Genomic DNA, 17,625 nt, shown 5'->3' with positions numbered 1-17,625 from the left:
GATGATAGTCCGCGCCCAGGCCATGAAGTTATGACACGACAAACCTTCCGACGCGGTACGTCCACCACTCGGGGCCGTATTTCGGTGCGGCCCCGGTGCTCATTCGATCAAACATTCATCGTCATCTCATACTTTCTCCATGGAATTATCGAGAGGCACCGAACTTCTCAGCCCGATTACTGTGAAGTCGCCGGGTGCCTCGTGGGCGTCATCGGTGGAGTCCTGGGGAATGTCACGGGCAGCGAGAGGAGCCCGTGCGCGAACGGGCCGGGCCGCCACACCAACGATTCGGCCGGTACGGCGAGCTGTATTTCCGGCAGAATGTCGAAAAGCCAATCGATGAGGCCGTGCACGATCTGGAGAGATATACTCTTGGCGTCATTGGGGCATTCGTGCGGGCCGAAACCGAAACCGGCGTGCCAGCCGTCGCTGTGATAATCGCCGTTGTTGATCATCGGATCGGTGCAGCATGCCATCAGACTGACGATCACCGGTTCGTCGGCGGGCAGCCAGACGCCGTCGATCGCGATCGGCTGACGCGGGTAGGTGATCTGGTAGTTCGCCATCGGCGGGTCGGTGGCGAGGGTCTGGTTCAGAGCCGTCTTGGTCAGCGGTCGCTCGTGAACGGGCGTGGTCAACAGCAGTTTGATCGTGCTGGCCGCGAGATCCGCGGGGCCCTGGGTACCGGCCGACAGGCAGGTCACCAGTTGCTGGGCGATCTCCTCGTCGGTCAGCTCGCTCTCGTGCGCGATCAGTCGGGAGGTGAGGTCGTCGCCGGGCTCGGCTCGCCGGAGCGTGATCAGGTCCAGCAGTGCGGAGTCGAATTGCGCATTGGTTTCGACGGTGTCCTGTCCCTCGAACAGATCGGCGCTGGCCTTGGCGATTCGCGCCATGATCTCCGGCGGAGAGCCGACCATGTAATTCAACATGGTGAAGGTCAGCGGAGCGATGTAATGCTGGATCAGATCGAGCGGTTGATCGGGTGTGGCGCCGTCGGCGCAGAACATATTGATGAGGTTGTGCGCTTCGATTTCCAATTGGTCGAGCAGCGCGAATTGGTTGACCTTCGAGAGCGCGTACTGGGTCGCCTCACGGTAGCGTTTGTGCTCCGGGCTGTCGCCATTGCTGCGCAATGCGTTCGACCGCCATTCCACCATCGGCAGAAAGTCCAGCCGGCGATCGGTGGGCAGCCTCGACTGCCAAGTGCGCGGGTCGGCGGAAAAGTGCGCAGGATCGTGTAGTATTCGCCGCGCGGTCTCGTATTTGATCACCAATGTCGCCGGTATCCCCTCGGCGATCCACACTGGGATCAACGGCAATTCGCCATAGTATCGGCGCATGAAATCGAAGTAGCTGTGCGGGTTCTGCGCGAATTCTTGGGTGTGCATCGGAACGCGTTCTTCGACAGCGCCGATATCCACCGCCGAGGACGCATCCGGCCGCTGAAATCTGGTGGGCTGTACGGAATTCACGGTGAAGATGCTCCTTGTATGACCTGAGGACGGACGGCAATGGGAACTGCGGCACGATACGCGAAAACCGTTCGGCAGCAACGTATCTGGATGCGATCAAACGATCCCATCATAGCCGTCTGCCACACCGCCCGCACAATGAGCGCGTGGCAACTTCGTGGGCACTCCGGGTGATGCCTGCTGCTGATTCCCTTTCCGGCGGTGGATGGTCACCATGGGGCTACCCGGGGCGCGAGTCGCCGCGCTTCGTCCGATCGTGGATCACCGCATATTTGCGCAGGCGATGCGGGCGATCGGCGGCCCGAGCCCGGGGGATCACATGTCGGAAGCACGACGCGTCACCGGCTTTCGCATGCGTGCCGTGCCCTACCCGGCCACCGGGTTCGGAGCGGTGAATGTGCGGTCCTCCCGGCTCTCGGGCAATCGCGCGGTCACCGGGGTCGGCTCTCGAAACCGTGGTTGCCCGAAGTGTTCCGGCGAACGTGTCGAATGGCCTTCTTCGGTCGATGGTTCGGCGGTGAACAGGTGATGGCGTGCCGATGTGCCGATTGTGCAGGTGTGCGGCATTGCTGTTGCCGCAGAGTAGCTTTCGACCAGTCGACTCACGAATTGTATTGTGCCACAAATTTTCTTACTACTCACGGCGAACAGTCACAGGCGTTCGCCATAGTGCGAATCGACCTGGGGCGCTGGCCTCGGTGCGCAGGTCGCCGCGTGTGCCCGGGCGATTCGCCGGAATCCGCCGGGCCGGGTATCCGCATGAGCGTGGTTGCGGCGGAACCGTTTCCGCAGCGAGCGCGGCTTCGTCGGCGACAGTTCACCGGCGAACCGCGCTCGGATCGATGTGGATCGGCTATCGATATGCGCCGCGGTGCGTCCGAGTCATGTGGAATGCGCTGGATTCCCGCCTCGAACCGAACCGGAAAGTGTGATGAGGAACTCATGAACCGGTTCTGGTTCCTGGCGGGCTCGCAGCTGGGTTCCCCGGCCTCCGTGGGCATTTGCTCAGCTCGAGCGCTCGGGATCGTCCGGTGATCTGCGCAGCCCGTTGAGTACCACGTCGAGCAGGCCGTCGAGATGGTCGGGTTCGACGGGCCGGCGGGAAAGGGTGAGGAAGATGAGCGCGCCGATCAGTGCGTCGGCGGCGGCGAGGTGGTTCGCGTCGGGGCGCAGTTCGGTGTCCGAGGCGAGGCGCTCGCGCAGGTGTTCGCGCAGCGGTCCGGTGAAATGCGTGTACAGACGCGTCGCGGCGGTGTCGTCCACCGCCGCCGCGCCGGTCAGTGCCCGGGACAGGGTGTCACCGACGGGGGAGGCGATCTGCTCGCGGAATGCCAGGAGCCAATCGCGCAGTGCCGCGGCGATGTCGGATCCGCTGGGTTCGGGCAGGGGCGGGGTCGGGATGAAACCGTCCAGGACCGCGTCGACCACCACTGCCGCCTTCGACGACCACCAGCGATAGATCGTCTGTTTACCGACGCCGGCGCGTCGGGCGATGCCGTCCAGCGACAGCCGGTCGTAACTTTCGATGCGCAGGATGTCGCGGGTCGCCTCGAGAATCGCCCGGCGCGACGCCTCGTTGCGCTTGGGGCCGCGGCGGGGCTGAGTCATGGCCGTCAGCGTACGAGGCGTGTAGTCTGCCCATAAAGCGAGACGATTCGTATCGTATTTATTCGAGGAGTGTCATGAGCGAGGTTCTGACGGTGATCGGGGCCGGCGGTATGGGTGAGGCCATCGCGCGTCGCCTGGGATCCGGACGGCAGGTGCTGCTGGCCGATGTCGACGCGGCACTCCTGGACCGGGTCGCCGCCGCGCTGGATGGTGACGGCTATCGGGTTCGGACTCGGACAGTCGATGTGTCCCAGCGTGATTCGGTCGCATCGCTGGCGCAGCACGCCGCCGGACTCGGCTCGGTGACCGCGCTGGCGCATACGGCCGGGCTGTCTCCGGCGCAGGCGCCGACCGCGGCGATTCTGGCGGTGGACCTGGTCGGTGTGGCGTTCGTGCTCGACGAGTTCGGGAAGGTCGTCGCGCCGGGTGGGGCGGGTGTGGTGATCGCGAGTATGGCCGGGACGTTCGCGGCCGGGCAGTTGCCCGCCGACGTCGAGGCCGCGTTCGCGACGACGACCGCCGAGGAACTGCTCGACCTGCCGTTCCTCGCCGGTCCGAGCGTGTCGCAACCGGGCGTCGCCTACAGCGTCGCGAAACGCGCGAATCAGGTGCGGGTGCAGGCCGCGAGCGTGGCCTGGGGGCGGCGCGGGGCCCGGATCAACAGCATCAGCCCGGGCGTCATCAGCACCGTGATGGGACGTCAGGAGCTGGCGGGCGAATCCGGCGCCGGGATGCGCGCGATGGTCGAGGCATCGGGAACCGGGCGGTTGGGCACAGCCGGGGATATCGCGGCGGCCGCGGCGTTCCTGCTCGGTCCCGACGCCTCCTTCGTCACCGGGACCGACCTTCTCGTCGACGGCGGTGCCGTGGCCGCTACCCGCCACGGTGGCTCGTAGTTTGCCGGATTCGTTGTCCGCGTGGACGATTCCGCGTCCGTGGCAACGGATCACCCGGTCGCCCAAGACGATCGAACGAATCCGGCGTGCGATGCCGAAAAGCTCGATACCTGCCGGTCGGTGACGATGCGGGGATATCCTGTGCCGGAGACTCGACATACCTTCCGTACTCTGCACACGAGGTGAACTGGTCCGATGCCGACATCTGCTGTGACGCAACGTCTACGGGACGATCTGCGGGAATACGCACGACTGGCCGATGCGCCATACGACGCGTCGCGCGTGGAACCGGTACTCGACGTGCTGACCGGTATCGCGCCGGACGCGTTGATGGCGGTGCGGACCACGACCGAACCGGTCGGCGAGCGTGAGGTCAACGTGCGGTTCATGAATTTCACCGCCGACCCGACGGTCGCGCTGCGGAATGCGGGACTGCTCGAGTTCACCGGGCATCCGCTCGAACAGGTGCTGGCCTCGGTGGCCGAGGCGGTTCCGGTGCAATTCGGCGTCGACGTCGCGGTAGGTACCGGCGTGCAGAAGATTTGGCTCGCACTCGGCGAAATGCTGGATATACAGCGGATTTCGGAGCTACCGGGTATGCCGGAGGCAGTGCGGGCCAACGCCGGACATCTCACCCGGTGGGGCGGCGGGAAGTTCATTCTGGTGGCGGTGGATTTCCAGGGCCGCACCATGAATCTGTATTCGCAGCTGCTGGCTCCCGGTCAGCTGCCGCCCGAGGATATCGGCACGATTCTGCGGGAACTCGATTTCGCTCCGGCGAGCGATGCCGAGCTGGCCGCGGTCGGTGCGCACGCCTACACGATCTACCGCACGTTCTCCTGGACGAATCCGGGCGTGCGGCGAATCTGCTTCCCGCGCAGGTTCTCCCGGGAGACCTTCCCGGTCCACCTCGATCCCGTGCTGGAGCGTTTCGTGCGGAGCGCGCCGCTGGTCGGCGACGGTGCGCACGCCTTCACCTTCTACGCCGCCTACAAGCCCGACGGCCGGTATTACAAGGTGCAGGCCGATTACAACCCGCGCAGCGATGATCTGCGGCTGCCGGGTGATGTCGAGATACCGCCGACGCACTGAATTCGCGCGCCGATTCACTTGACCTACAGTGTACTTCGGCCAACCTGACGCCGAGGATGTCGGCGGCGATTCGATGCGGACTCGGTCCGGACGCCGATTCCGCTGTCGTCCGAGAGATCCTGGCGAACCGCGATGTGTTCACCTGGACCGAATTCGCCGGCGGGATGACGAGTACGGTCCCGGACACCACGGAACGGGTCACCGTGCCGGTGATGTTGGTGAACGGCAGCATGGACCGGTTGTGCGAACCCGGGCATGTGATCCACCGAACGTTGAGAGCCGTTGAGACTCCGTACTTCTCGCCGTCGGCGCGGCTGCGGGTGTATGTGCTGCCGCGGTCCGGGCATGCGGTCGATCTCGCGCCCGGCACTGTCGAGTATCAGCGCCGGGTCATCGAGTGGGCCGACGGGTTGTGAACGGAATGCCGTCAGTACTGGGTGGAGCCGAGATCGACCGCGATCTGCGCGCCGGTGACCAGGCGCGCATCGTCGCTGACGAGCCAGGCCACTGCCCCGGCGATATCCTCCGGTTCGGCGAAGCCCTCCGGCAGGAACGGTGAATTCATCTGCGTCAGTTGCGGATTCGTTGCGAACACCCGGCGAAGGCCGGTCACCATATCGCCGCCGCCCATCGGTGTGTTGACCGCGCCGGGATGCACGCTGTTGACGCGGACGGAGTGCCTGCCGAATTCGGCGGCCAGGGCGCGGGCCATACCGCTCACCGCGTGTTTACTGGTCGTGTAGTGAACCATGAACGGCTGCGGCTTGATTCCGGCCGCGGAGCTGATCAGTACGATCGACCCGCCGCGGCCGCCGTCGATGATCTGCTGCGCACCCGCGACGACGGTATTCCACGTGCCGGTGACGTTGATGTCCATGACGTCTCGGAAGGATTCCGGGGTTATCTCGTCCCAGGTCTCGGGAATGCAGATGCCCGCATTCGCCACGATGGCGTCGAGCCGGCCGAAGGTCTCCATACCTTCGTTCACCGCCTTGCGCAGACCGTCCAGATCCCGTGTGTCGGTCTGCGCGGTGACGATGCGTCGACCGGTCTGTTCGACCAGTCGAGCGGTCTCGGCGAGGTCGTCGGGAGTGGCCGACTCGTACTGCACCTGCGGCGGGAGCGGGCCGGCCAGGTCGACGGCGATGATGTCGGCTCCCTCACTCGCCAGCCGCACCGCGTGCGCACGTCCCTGTCCTCGCGCTGCTCCGGTGATGAAAGCCACTTTACCGTTCAGTCGGCCGGTCACATGTCCTCCTGTTGTTTCCGGATCACGACCTGGGTCGGACCCGTTGGGCCGGGCGGCGACTACGGAACCGCGGATCGCAATGGCCCGGACCGGAATGTGGACGGCTATATCGTAAGTGCGAAGGCAACGTTCGACAGGGCGTCCGGGAGTTCCGGTCGCCCGCGTGAATTCAGTTGGCGGGCTTGCCGAACCAGCGAGACAGGTGGTCGTTCAGGTCCTGCTGGTTGTCGCCGATCCAGGCGATGTGGCCGTCGGGGCGGAGCAGCAGAGCCGGGACATCCAGTGCCGCGGTGGGGTCGGCGATCAGGTCGACGCGGTCGGACCAGCCGTGGACGGACAGCTGTTCGGTGCGGTCGAGTACCAGGGCGCGGCCTCGGTGCGTCCGGTCGTAGAGGCGGCCCTGTTTCAGGTCGATGTCGCGCAGGCGGCGGCCGAGCAGGTCGGGTCCTTCGCCGAAGTCGTAGCGGATGCCGATCGCGGTGATCTTCTCGATCAGATAGCGGTTGACCTCGTCGAAGGCCATCAGTTCGGTGAGGAGTTTGCGCACGGCTTGCGGGCCGGGTTCGGTGGACAGGAGTTCCATCTGGGCGCGGGTGTTGTTCAGCACGTCTTCGGCGACCGGGTGGCGTTCGGTCTCGTAGGTGTCCAGCAGGGTTTCGGGTGCCCACCCGTTGATGTGTGCGGCGAGTTTCCAGCCCAGGTTGAACGCGTCCTGAATGCCGAGGTTCAGGCCTTGGCCGCCGGTGGGCGGGTGGATGTGCGCGGCGTCGCCGGCCAGGAGAACTCGCCCGGCCCGGTATCGCTCGGCCAGCCGGGTGGCGTCGCCGAACCGGGACAGCCAGCGGGGGGAGTGCACACCGAAATCGGTTCCGGCGATGGCCTTCAGTTGCCGCTTGAAATCATCGAGCGTAGGCGGCTCGGCGCGATCACCGACCCCTTCGGCCGGGACCACGACGCGATAGATCTCTTCGCCGAACGGCCCGAGACTGAAAACCCGGTTGGTTTCGCGGATTTCGGCTACCTTGGCGGCGATCTCCTCCGGTGACGCCGTCACCTTCATCTCGCCCATCAGCGTCTCGGTCTTTGCGGGCTCGCCGGGAAATCCGACGCCGAGCAGTTTGCGCACCGTGCTGCGCCCGCCGTCACAGCCGACCAGGTACCGCGACCGCAACCGCCGGCCGTCGGCCAGTTCGACGGTCACGCCGTCGTCGTCCTGCTCGAAACCGGCCACCGCACAGCCGCGCCGGACCTGCGCACCCAGTTCGATCGCATGTTCTTCGAGCAGACGCTCGACGACCGGTTGCGGGATACCGAGCAGATTGGTGTGTGCGGCATCCAAGTGCTCGGGCGCGGGTTTGGCGATGGCGGCGAAGGCCCCGCCGACCGAACGCTGTCTGCCGCGTTCGAGGAAACGATCCACCAGGCCGCGCATCGCGAGCAGTTCCAGACTGCGAATATGCAGACTGACGATGCGAACCGCCGATACCGGTTCGGATTCCTTTTCCAGAACCAGTACCCGGACATCGTGTAGCCGCAGTTCGGCGGCAAGCATCGCGCCGGTCGGCCCGCAGCCGGCAATGATCACATCGAACATGAACCGCCCGTTCATCCAATTCGCGCTAACCCGGTGACCGTGCGCTTCCGGTGTCGGGCGCGACTGCGCACATCGCGCTGATTCCGGATTTCCGCAGGTCCTGGGCATTGGCCGCTCATTTTGCGGCACATTCGGGTGCTGCCGCAAGCGATATACCGAATGCGGGCGAGTGCCGTACCGTAGCTCGTTCCGGTGGAATTCAGCGGAGCATCGTCGATGCACGCATCCGGGCGCGGCTAACGTCCGGCGAGCTCGGCGACGACAGGTGCGAACCGCTCGGCGCAGTCGGCGCCGAAGATGAAGTAGGAGAAGCCGATTTCCTCTCGACGCCGCTGGATCTCCTCGGCGGCGGCAGTCGGGTCGTCCGGAAGTGCGGCCAGCGAATCGACCGCGCGGAGCGCGGCGGGGTCGGTGTCCGGCGGTGCCATGAACGGGGCGACCGTGTCACCGACGACCGGCACGCCGAGCGCGAGTTCGATGTCGTCCGCGACGGCGTGCAAGTCCCGCGCCAACCGCGCGACCTCGGCTCGAGGTTCATTCGGCATCTGCGCGAAGGTGACCGTGTCCGCGACCTCGGCCGCCAGCGCCCGGGCCTTCGGACCGCGCACGGCCATCGCCACCGGTGTGTGACGGCCGGGGCCGTCGAGAACTCTCAGCCGCTCGAGGGTCTCGCGCACCTGTTCCAGCCGCTCGTTCGGCGGGACGGCGGCAATTCCCTTGTCGCGCAATTCCTCCTCGATTCCCGGCCTGCCGGTGCCGATGCCCATCTCGAACCGCCCGTCGGTGAGCTGCGACAGCGAGTGCGCCTCCCATGCCGTCAACCAGGCCGGGCGGAAGGGCGAGGCATACACCCAGGTACCCACGCGCAGATCGGTCACGGCCGCGGCGGTGGCCAGGGCCGGGCCGGGCGCCGGTTGCAGCTGCGGGAAGTCGGGCATCAGCAGCGTCGAGTAACCGCTGTCGGCGATGCGGCGCACGCTATCCAGCCAGGTCGGCAGGTCGGTTCTGATCGGTGCGACCACCCCGAAGCGAAACGGTCTCGTCATGCCTGATTCCTCTCTGGTCGGCGCGACCGGTCAGCACGCGGTGTGCAGGTCCAGGATCGTCGCCATCGGTACATTCAGCGATACCGACGACGGATCCATCGGAAAGTCATCGGTGCGACCGAGGTGTGCACCCGCTCCCGGCGGCCGAACTCGGTGTCGTCGAACGCCTGCGAGTGACCCCCATCCGGAGAAAGTCCGTCGAGATTCGGCAGGTGCGGAGCCGACGTGATCGGGTTGCGCACCGATTTCGAGGCCGCGAGAATCTGTGAGGTCGCGTCGCAGACCGGGTTCGCCCACCGCTGATGTCGTGGGCGGGTCCTGTCGATTGCCCTCCTGGCAGGCGGAATTCGGTCCGCGTATCCGTGCGCGGACCCGGCGTTGCGACCTCGAAATCGGTGTTCTCGGCCGTTTCGGCGGGCAGGCTCTTCCGCTGGCAGCTTCCCCCCGATTTCGTCGTCGGCGGGACGGTGACAGCGGTGGGCTCTCGCCGTGCGGCGGATCGGCTCACCGCCCGAGCCGGGCTTGCTGCGGAAAGGCCGAAAGTCCTTTGTCCGTGGGACGAAAAGCCTCAGCTGGGCGGTAGACGCTGTCGGGGCGGGTGAACGGTGGGCATACTTGTTTGCGGCGGGCGTGCCAGCGCTGTGTGAAACATGTTCTGCCGTTCGATCTTTCAGCTTCGCCAGGGCTGGTTTCCGGCTTCGGGCCGGGCACGCCTCGCGGTTCGAGGCGCTGGAAACAGTGGGGTTCTGTTGTGGCATACGCATTGTGCGAACCGCGTGTTGGCGTCGATACGGTGACTGCTCCCACAGCGGGTTCGTCGGCATTGCCACCGAACGCCGAGGTGACGCCGGAGGTGGTCCATGCTGCGCCGGAGCCGGTTCGGCGCTCCGGCGCTGCGGCGGTGTCGCTCCCGGCGGCCGCGGAGAACGAGTTCGACGTTGCGCGACAGGGCGTTCGGCGGGACGGGGGTGTGGAGCAGCCGCCGCTGTCGCCGGTCGGTGCGGAGTTGGACGCGCTCGTTCGCGTTGCGGCGCAGGGGGATCGGTCGGCTCTGGCTCGGGTGCTGGAGATCGTGCGCCCGCCGGTCGTTCGGTACTGCCGGGCGCGGATCGGATATTCCGAGCGCGGGCAGATCTGTGCGGACGATGTCGCGCAGGAGGTTTGCCTGGCCGTGGTGACGGCGCTGCCGCGTTATCGGGATCAGGGGCGGCCGTTCATGGCCTTCGTCTACGGGATCGCCGCGCACAAGGTGTCCGACGCGCGGCGCGGCGCTGCCCGGGACAAATCGTTCGCGACCGACGAGGTTCCCGATGTCGCCTGTACCGATCAGGGGCCCGAACAGCGAGCTATCGAGTCCGAGGAGACCCGCCGCGTGAACGCTCTGCTCGCAACGCTTCCGGAGCGAACACGCGAAATCCTGGTATTGCGTTTGGTGGTCGGTCTCTCGGCGGAGGAAACCGCGGCCGCGGTGGGCAGTACCTCGGGCGCGGTGCGGGTGGCGCAGCATCGGGCGCTGGCCAAGCTCAGGGCGCTCGTGCGGGCCGAGGAGACGGCCTGCTGAACAGGCGCCGATCCGCTAGGGCAGCACGGCCATGGAGCCGAGCATCGCGGGCAGGATCAGCAGGACGCCGAGGGCGATATTGGTCCGCAGATGCAGAGCCAGGAAGGCGGCGAACTCGCGCAGGAAGGCCGTGAGGACGAAATAGCGCGCGGTCCGGCCGCCGATCACCCGGGCACGCAGACCGAGCCGGCGACTCAGCATCGCGGCCCGCAACACATGGAAATCACTGGTGACGACGACCATTCGGCGGTCCGTGCGAAGCAGGCCCCGCTCGCGTGCCGCCGCGGCCGAATAGCGCAAATTCTCTTCGGTGGTCCGCGATTCGCGCTCACGGAGGATCCGGTCGCCGGGAATACCTTGTCGCACAAGATAATCGGCCATCGCATCGGCCTCGGGCACGCTTTCGTCGGGCCCGCGCCCGCCGGAGGTGATCACGATCGGATCCGCCCCGGCCGCGACCGCGGCACGGTACGCCCGCACCGCACGATCGAGTCGCGAGGCCAGCAGCGGCGTCACGCGCGCGCCGTCCAGCCCGCAGCCGAGCACGACCAGAACTTCGCCGCCGACCGCCCGTGATCGCCGCGCGTACAGCACCGCGTAACCGGTGTACCCCAGCAACTGGACGACCAGGAACGCGCCCAGCACCACGATCACGCCGTCCACCCGCGACAACCAGCCCGCCGCGGGATCGATCATGTCCCGCGCCGCCATCGACAGCACCAGCAGGCCCAGCCCGACCACCCCGGCCAGCGCGGTCGCCACCCGCATCCCCTCCCGGCGCACCACCACGACCCCGTTCGCCAGCAGTCCCAGCCCCGCGACCACCAGGAAGACCCGCGACAACACTACGAACAGGCCGAACCCGAGCAGGTCGGCCACCCCGTGATCGACCTCGCCGAGCGAGGACAGCGCACACGGAACCAGTGCCGCGATTCCCACGAGGAAGGCGAATCCCCCTGTGGAAACCGGAGTTTCGTCGGAACCGTGGTCGAGATCGGGTGTCGTGCCGGAATCGGCAGCCCAGATTCCCGCGCCGAGTCCGGCCTGTTCGTCGTCGCGGACGGTCGAAGTCGTCGCAGCGGAAGTAGTCACTCCGCTGCGGGCGATCTCCGCGATGCGAGCGGTGTCGCGCAGCTCGCTTCCCCGGCCCGGCACCCTTGCCGGATCGGATCGCGTGCCGAATCCTTCTGTCGAACAGCAGGATTCAGAACAGGCGGCGTCGAGTACGGCGACCTTGTCGTCCGATCGCGACACCCGGGCGCGGGAAGCCGTGACGATGCGACTCATCCGGACACCTCCCGACGCCCAGCGGCGCACCCGGCCGATCCGGGTGCCGATGAATCCACTCTCATCGGCCGACCTGGATGCGGGACAGGTGCGGGCTGGGAACCCGCTGCGAACTCGCCGAGGGCGGTCGGTCAGCTCACGCGGTAGGCGACGCAGCGCACGCGGTGCGCCTCGCGCACGTAGGAGGCGACGAACAGCGACCGCTCGAATTCCGGGCGGGCGGGTTCGGATTCGATGGGGCGCACCAGCTGCCAATCCGCGCCGCCGGGCAGGGGCCGGCCCTCGAACGCGCCGCGGACCGTACCGCCGACGACCGGGATGATGCGCCGGTGCCCGGTTCGGGTGAGCCCGTGATCCTCGAGCGGCCCCAGGTCGGCCTCGACCTCGAACGTCCACTCGAGGCTGGGCGCCGGCGGGACCGTCATCGCGTCCACACCGGCAGCGAGATTCCCGACGCTCTCGGGCCGGAATGTGAGATCTCCTGGTGCGCGACGAGTGTCGAGGAGGCGTCGAAGGCGGGCTCCCCGGTCCCCGGATTGCGGGCGTAGCGCGGATGCGCCCCGGAGCTCACCTGGACCCCCACGCGATGTCCCGACCCGAAGCTGTGGAATGTCGGCCACAGCCGCACCTCGACCTCCCGGAATCCCTCGGAGTCGGGTGCGGGATCGGTGGCGGCGGTGCCGATCGAGCCGATCCGGCGGATGCCGTCGCAGACGGTGATCGCGCGCCCGTCGGGATGCACATCGGTGATGCGCACGAAGACATCGTAACTCGGTGCGCTAGAACGAATTCGGATGTGCGCGACCGGCTCCCCGGCGATCTCCAGCGGGGTCGCCAGCGGTTCGGAGCGGAAGGCCACCACATCCGCGCGACGCTCGTGCTCGGTGTTGTCCGCGGGCCGGTTGTCGGAGGATAGGCTCGGACCGCCCAGTGCCGGAGTAGGCCGTTGCGGATCGTAGGTGTAGCAGGTCGCACCGCCCGATGCGGGTTCGGTGGACAGTCCGCCGCCGGCATGCAGCAGCCAGTCCTGTGCGGCGGCACCCTCCGGCGGCCACACCTCGAACTCGTGCCAGGTCCGCGCACCGGTCTCGAACGCGCGCACCGCGGGGCGCCCGGACTCCTCGCCGGTGAACACCTCGCGCAGGAATTCGACCGTATCCCGATGTGCCGGAGCGGCTTTGCCGCGCGACATATGCCCCCACGGGCCGACGGTCAGGCGCGGCGGATTGCCGGCATCGACAAGTTGCCGGTAGTTGCGCAACTGCCACGGCAGGAAGATGTCGTACCACCCGGTCACCATCAGCACCGGCGCGGTGACATCGGGTACCGAGGCGGTGTGCGACTGGGACGTCCAGTACTCGTCGGAGAGCCGCTCGTACCGGACCCAGTCCTGATACCAGTGGATCGGATGTCCGGTGGCGGCACTGTCGCCCCCGCTCAGCGGCAGCGCGTCGAATGCCTTGTCCAGCTTGCGATCCGGCAGGAAGATCCCCAGCAGCGCCGGTCCGCCACGATCCATCAGATCCATCATGCGGCTCCAGCCCAGGGCGTTGCGTAGCGCGAAAGCGCCGTTGTCCCAGGTGATTTCGCCGAAATCCGGCATGGTGATCTGCAGCACCAGGGCTTCCGGGGCGTTGTCCGGGTCCTCCCGCCGCATCCGGCCCGCGACGGCCCACTGCGTATAGCCCATATAACTCTCGCCGAACGTCGCCAGGTGTCCGGTGAACCAGGGTTGCCTGCGCACCCATCGGTGTGTGGCCATGCCGTCGCTCTGCTCGTCGACCTGCGGGGTGAATCGGCCCTGCGAACCCCAAGTGCCACGGCAACTCTGGAAGAACACGGTGAACCCGTCGTAGGCGAGGGCGCGGGCCGCGCCGCCGATGATCCCGCGCCGGCCGTACGGCCCGCGGATGACGATCGTCGGCAGCGAGCGGTCCGGATCGGTGGGCCGATACAGGTCGCCGAGCAGTTCGATACCGTCCGCCATCGGAACCCGCAGATCGCGGATGACATCGATGTCGTGGGGCCCGAGTTCGACGCCTCCGCGCGCCCGTGCGTCCACGGCGCGAGTGAGCCGCTGTCGCAGCGTCGTCATGCCGCGCCTCCGCTGCGGTATGGGATGGGAGTCGGGGCGGTCACCCTTCGCCGCCGCCTTCGAACCAGAACACGCATACCGCCTCCTCGCGGACTCGGGCGCGGACGGGAAGTCCCGGCCCGTCGTCGCGCCTCGAACATCTCCACGAGGCTATCGTCCGAATCGGGTAACGGGCGATACGAGAGACGACGAAAGGTGTGCCATGGAGATCGCGGTCGGCTTGGATCGAGGCCTCGGACTGTCCTGGGATCAATACCGTGAACTGGGCAGACATGCTGCGCGACAGGGGTATCGGAGCGTGTGGACCAATGCCTCGATCGGTCGCGAGGCGACGCACATCTGCGCGCAGTGGTCGGCCGCGACCGCGGATCTGGTGCCCGGCGGCATCGGCACCGGCATCTCGGTCGTGCCGGTCGGCTACTGGTCGGTGCCCGCGCTGGCCTCCTGCGCGGCGACGGTCGGTGAGATCAGCGGCGGCAGGTTCGTGCTCGGGATCGGCTCGGGCGCGCTGCACTCGGCGCAATTCCGGCGCTCACTGGGCTTGCCGGATGAGCTGCGGCCGCTCGGCACGATGCGCGAATGGCTGGTGACACTGCGCGCGCTGCTGGCCGGTGAGACGGTCGAACACGAGGGGCGGGCGGTGCATCTGCACGGCGTCGCGCTCGGGGCGGCACCGCCGAAAGTGCCTGTGGCACTGGGTGCTCTGGGGCCCAAGATGCTCGCGCTGGCCGGTGCGGCCGCCGACGGCGCGGCGCTGAACTGGTGCACCGCCGACCAGGTCGCCGCGAGCCGGGAGATCGTCGCCGAAGGTGCGCGGGCGGCGGGGCGCGATCCGGGCGAGGTGTCCATGATCGAGTACATCCGCATCTGCGTGGACGAGGACGAGGATCTCGCCCGACGCGGCCTGATCCGGGCCCTGATGGGATACGCGCTGGCAGCGCCCGGGGCGAACAAATCTCTCGGCTATCGCGGGCACTTCGGCCGGATGGGTTTCGACCAGGCGCTGACCGAGGTGGAGGAACGTCGCGATCGCGGCGCCTCGCTGGACGAGCTGATCGAGGCGTTCCCGGTCGACCTCGCGCGACAGGTGGGTTATTTCGGGCCGGCCTCGGGTGCCGCAGCCGGATTCGCCCGTCTCGCAAAGGGTTTGGATACCGCGATCGTGCGGGTGGTCGCGGCTCGGCCGGGCGAGGAAGCCATCACCGCAGTCATGGACGCATGCCGTCCGTCCGAGGTCCCCGCCTCCTCCTGAGATTATGATTCTCTAATTCGAGAATATACATGCCGAATTCGGTAATCGGTCTCTAGACTGTGGGCGTGGCTGAGAACGCGCGGTATCGGGTCGTCCAGTGGACGACCGGCAATGTCGGGAAAGCTTCGGTCCGGGCGATCGCCGCGAATCCGACGCTCGAACTGGTCGGCTGCTACGCGTGGTCGCCGGACAAGGCCGGACGTGACGTCGGCGAGTTGTGCGGTATCGATCCGCTCGGCGTCACCGCGACCGACGATGTCGAGGCCCTGCTGGCGCTGAAACCGGACTGCGTGATCTACAACCCGATGTGGATCGACGTGGACGAACTGGTTCGCATCCTGTCCGCCGGGGTGAACGTCGTGGCGACCGCGTCGTTCATCACCGGCCACAATCAGGGCGGCGGCCGGGACCGGATCCTCGAGGCGTGCCGCCGTGGCGGAGCGACGATGTTCGGTTCCGGCATCAGCCCCGGTTTCGTGAATCAGCTGGCGATCGTCGCGGCGGGGATCTGCGACCGGGTGGACAAGGTGACCGTCAGCGAGGCCGCGGACACCACGTTCTACGATTCGCCCGCCACCGAGCGCCCGGTCGGATTCGGCCAGCCGATCGACAACCCGGATCTGCCCGCGATGACCGCGCAGGGCACCGGCGTCTTCGGTGAGGCGGTGCGGATGATCGCCGACGCACTGGGCGTGGAACTCGACGAGGTGCGTTGTGATCCCGAATACGCCCGGACCACAGCGGATCTGGTGATGGACTCCTGGACGATTCCGGCCGGTTGCGTCGCCGGGGTGTTCGCCGGCTGGAAGGGCATCGTCGGCGGCCGGACGTTGATCGATGTGAACGTCCGATGGCGCAAAGGCCAGACGCTGGAACCGAATTGGCCCATCGACGACATGGGCTGGGTGCTGCAGGTGGACGGTCGCCCCACGGTGAAGAACGTCGTGACGTTCCTGCCGCCGGCCGACTTCCAGGGTGAAACACTGGCCGATTTCATGGAATTGGGCCACATCATGACGGCAATGCCGGTGATCAACGCGGTTCCCGCGGTCGTCGCGGCGGATCCGGGCATCGCCACCTACAACGATCTGCCGCTCACCCGGGCGCACGGTGTTGTGCCCGCGTGACCGGTTGCGCGACAGAGGGATTCAGTGCAGAAACTTCTCGCGGCCGGGGTGTCAGTCCGGCAGCAGCGGCACCGAAAGCCCCTCGCCGCGGTGTAACAGCGCCGCGCGGGTGACCGTTCCCGCGCCGAAGCGGTCGCGGAGTTGGTCGAGGGTGGTGTCCAGCGTGTTGTCGGGGCGGGGGTCGAAGGGCAGGGTGAGCTGCATGCCGCGGGCGTCGTCGAGGTTGGTCAGCGACAGGCCGATCAGGGTGAGTCCGCGTTCGCGGATCATCGGCATGGCGGCGGTGAGCAGGGTGTGCGCCGCCTGATCGATGACGCGGCCGTGGTCGGTGGCGGCGGGCAGCGAGTGCGCGCGGGTGGCCCGTGTGAAATCGTCGAATCGCAAGCGCAGCACCACCGTTCGGCACACCCGATCGGCCGCGCGCAGGCGGTGACCGAGTCGATCGGCCAGGCCGGACAGGTAGGCCTCGATCTCCTCGGGGGTGCGGGTGCGCCGGCCCAGTGCGCGTTGCGCGCCGATGGAACGGCGGCGGCGGCCGGTGTCGACGCGGCGGGGATCGCGGGCCCACGACAGGGCGTGCAGGTGGCGGCCCGCCGCGGGGCCGAGCAGGCCGGACAGGCCCTTCTCGCCGAGTTCGGCAAGCTGGCCGATCCGGGTGATCCCGTGCTCGTGCAGGGTGCGCGCGGTGACTTCGCCTACCCCCCAAAGCCTTTCGACCGGCAGCGGATGCAGGAATTCCAGCTCGCGGCCGGGCGGCACCTCCAGCAGTCCATCCGGTTTGCAGACCGCGCTGGCAACCTTGGCGAGGAATTTGGTGCCCGCGACGCCCACCGAGATGGGCAGCCCGACCTCCGCGCGCACGCGCTCGCGCAGGGAGCGGGCGATCTCGATCGGACTTCCGGCGATTCGCAGCAGCCCGCCGACGTCCAGGAACGCCTCATCGATCGAGATGCCCTCCACCTCGGGCGTGGTGTCCCGGAAGATCTCGAACACCGCCCGGCTCGCCTGGGCGTATGCCGACATCCGCGGCTGCACCACGATGGCGTGCGGACACAGTCGCAACGCCCGACGCCCGTTCATCGGCGTGCGAATCCCGTGCGCCTTCGCCTCGTAGCTGGCCGCCAGCACCACCCCGCCGCCCACGATCACGGGTTTCCCGCGCAACTGCGGATCGTCTCGCTGCTCGACCGAGGCATAGAACGAATCCAGGTCGGCGTGCAGGATCGATGCCCGCGCATCACCGGGGGACGACAACCCCGAACGTTCCCAAGCACCCGACTGTGACACGAACATATGTTCGCATACCGGGGTGGTGCGGCGCGATGGTCTCGCATCACGACCGCGCC

Annotated in this window: 15 protein-coding genes; 6 read left to right on the top strand and 9 right to left on the bottom strand. The window is 67.4% G+C overall.

Annotated elements, in window-relative coordinates; genetic code table 11:
* Window positions 1–176 precede the first annotated feature (176 nt).
* Both AC5WS7_RS25070 and AC5WS7_RS25065 read right to left on the bottom strand, forming a co-directional pair.
* Complete coding sequence (locus AC5WS7_RS25070) at window positions 177–1,472, bottom strand: cytochrome P450 family protein (protein ID WP_495957007.1); 1,296 nt, start codon at window positions 1,470–1,472, stop codon at window positions 177–179.
* Between the two features lie 1,005 nt (window positions 1,473–2,477).
* Window positions 2,478–3,080: a TetR/AcrR family transcriptional regulator gene (locus AC5WS7_RS25065; RefSeq protein ID WP_495957006.1), complete on the bottom strand. Its 603-nt coding sequence runs from the start codon at window positions 3,078–3,080 to the stop codon at window positions 2,478–2,480.
* 74 nt (window positions 3,081–3,154) lie between these two features.
* Here AC5WS7_RS25065 and AC5WS7_RS25060 point away from each other — a divergent pair, with 74 nt between their 5' ends.
* From AC5WS7_RS25060 to AC5WS7_RS25050, 3 genes are all read left to right on the top strand, one after another.
* Window positions 3,155–3,976, top strand: a complete 822-nt coding sequence (locus AC5WS7_RS25060; RefSeq protein WP_495957005.1) for an SDR family oxidoreductase — start codon at window positions 3,155–3,157, stop codon at window positions 3,974–3,976.
* 195 nt (window positions 3,977–4,171) lie between these two features.
* Window positions 4,172–5,068 carry an aromatic prenyltransferase gene (locus AC5WS7_RS25055; RefSeq protein ID WP_495957004.1) on the top strand — a complete coding sequence of 299 codons (897 nt, stop codon included), beginning with the start codon at window positions 4,172–4,174 and terminating at the stop codon, window positions 5,066–5,068.
* A 56-nt stretch (window positions 5,069–5,124) separates the two neighbouring features.
* Window positions 5,125–5,484 (top strand): hypothetical protein, encoded by a 360-nt coding sequence (locus tag AC5WS7_RS25050; protein WP_495957003.1) that lies wholly within the window; start codon window positions 5,125–5,127, stop codon window positions 5,482–5,484.
* An 11-nt stretch (window positions 5,485–5,495) separates the two neighbouring features.
* On the opposite strand, the gene AC5WS7_RS25045 is transcribed toward AC5WS7_RS25050, so the two are convergent.
* The 3 genes from AC5WS7_RS25045 to AC5WS7_RS25035 all read right to left on the bottom strand — a co-directional run bounded on the left by AC5WS7_RS25045 (window position 5,496) and on the right by AC5WS7_RS25035 (window position 8,957).
* A complete protein-coding gene (locus tag AC5WS7_RS25045; protein WP_495957002.1) occupies window positions 5,496–6,317 on the bottom strand; it encodes a mycofactocin-coupled SDR family oxidoreductase in 822 nt (273 codons plus the stop codon).
* Window positions 6,318–6,486: 169 nt separating this feature from the next.
* On the bottom strand, window positions 6,487–7,911 hold the full coding sequence (gene rox / locus AC5WS7_RS25040; protein WP_495957187.1) for a rifampin monooxygenase: 1,425 nt from the start codon (window positions 7,909–7,911) through the stop codon (window positions 6,487–6,489).
* Between the two features lie 236 nt (window positions 7,912–8,147).
* Window positions 8,148–8,957 carry an LLM class flavin-dependent oxidoreductase gene (locus AC5WS7_RS25035; RefSeq protein ID WP_495957001.1) on the bottom strand — a complete coding sequence of 270 codons (810 nt, stop codon included), beginning with the start codon at window positions 8,955–8,957 and terminating at the stop codon, window positions 8,148–8,150.
* Window positions 8,958–9,942: 985 nt separating this feature from the next.
* Here AC5WS7_RS25035 and AC5WS7_RS25030 point away from each other — a divergent pair.
* Window positions 9,943–10,518: a sigma-70 family RNA polymerase sigma factor gene (locus AC5WS7_RS25030; protein WP_495957186.1), complete on the top strand. Its 576-nt coding sequence runs from the start codon at window positions 9,943–9,945 to the stop codon at window positions 10,516–10,518.
* Between the two features lie 15 nt (window positions 10,519–10,533).
* Here AC5WS7_RS25030 and AC5WS7_RS25025 read toward each other — a convergent pair whose 3' ends face one another.
* The 3 genes from AC5WS7_RS25025 to AC5WS7_RS25015 all read right to left on the bottom strand — a co-directional run bounded on the left by AC5WS7_RS25025 (window position 10,534) and on the right by AC5WS7_RS25015 (window position 13,900).
* A complete protein-coding gene (locus AC5WS7_RS25025; protein WP_495957000.1) occupies window positions 10,534–11,805 on the bottom strand; it encodes a YdcF family protein in 1,272 nt (423 codons plus the stop codon).
* Window positions 11,806–11,936: 131 nt separating this feature from the next.
* Window positions 11,937–12,230 (bottom strand): DUF3237 family protein, encoded by a 294-nt coding sequence (locus AC5WS7_RS25020; RefSeq protein ID WP_495956999.1) that lies wholly within the window; start codon window positions 12,228–12,230, stop codon window positions 11,937–11,939.
* The gene (locus tag AC5WS7_RS25015; protein WP_495956998.1) at window positions 12,227–13,900 is read right to left on the bottom strand and encodes a CocE/NonD family hydrolase; all 1,674 of its coding nucleotides are present in this window, start codon (window positions 13,898–13,900) and stop codon (window positions 12,227–12,229) included. The genes AC5WS7_RS25020 and AC5WS7_RS25015 overlap by 4 nt, the downstream gene beginning before the upstream one ends.
* Window positions 13,901–14,102: 202 nt before the next feature.
* On the opposite strand from AC5WS7_RS25015, the gene AC5WS7_RS25010 reads away from it, so the two are divergent.
* The gene (locus tag AC5WS7_RS25010; RefSeq protein ID WP_495956997.1) at window positions 14,103–15,152 is read left to right on the top strand and encodes an LLM class flavin-dependent oxidoreductase; all 1,050 of its coding nucleotides are present in this window, start codon (window positions 14,103–14,105) and stop codon (window positions 15,150–15,152) included.
* A 65-nt stretch (window positions 15,153–15,217) separates the two neighbouring features.
* Window positions 15,218–16,279: an NAD(P)H-dependent amine dehydrogenase family protein gene (locus tag AC5WS7_RS25005; protein WP_495956996.1), complete on the top strand. Its 1,062-nt coding sequence runs from the start codon at window positions 15,218–15,220 to the stop codon at window positions 16,277–16,279.
* A 51-nt stretch (window positions 16,280–16,330) separates the two neighbouring features.
* Here the strand turns inward: AC5WS7_RS25005 and dinB are convergent, their stop codons facing one another.
* Window positions 16,331–17,572, bottom strand: a complete 1,242-nt coding sequence (gene dinB / locus AC5WS7_RS25000; RefSeq protein WP_495956995.1) for a DNA polymerase IV — start codon at window positions 17,570–17,572, stop codon at window positions 16,331–16,333.
* Window positions 17,573–17,625 lie beyond the last annotated feature (53 nt).

The sequence above is a fragment of the Nocardia sp. PLKS1-43 genome (genome assembly GCF_059510335.1).
This window is presented reverse-complemented; position numbering and strand designations above follow the sequence as displayed.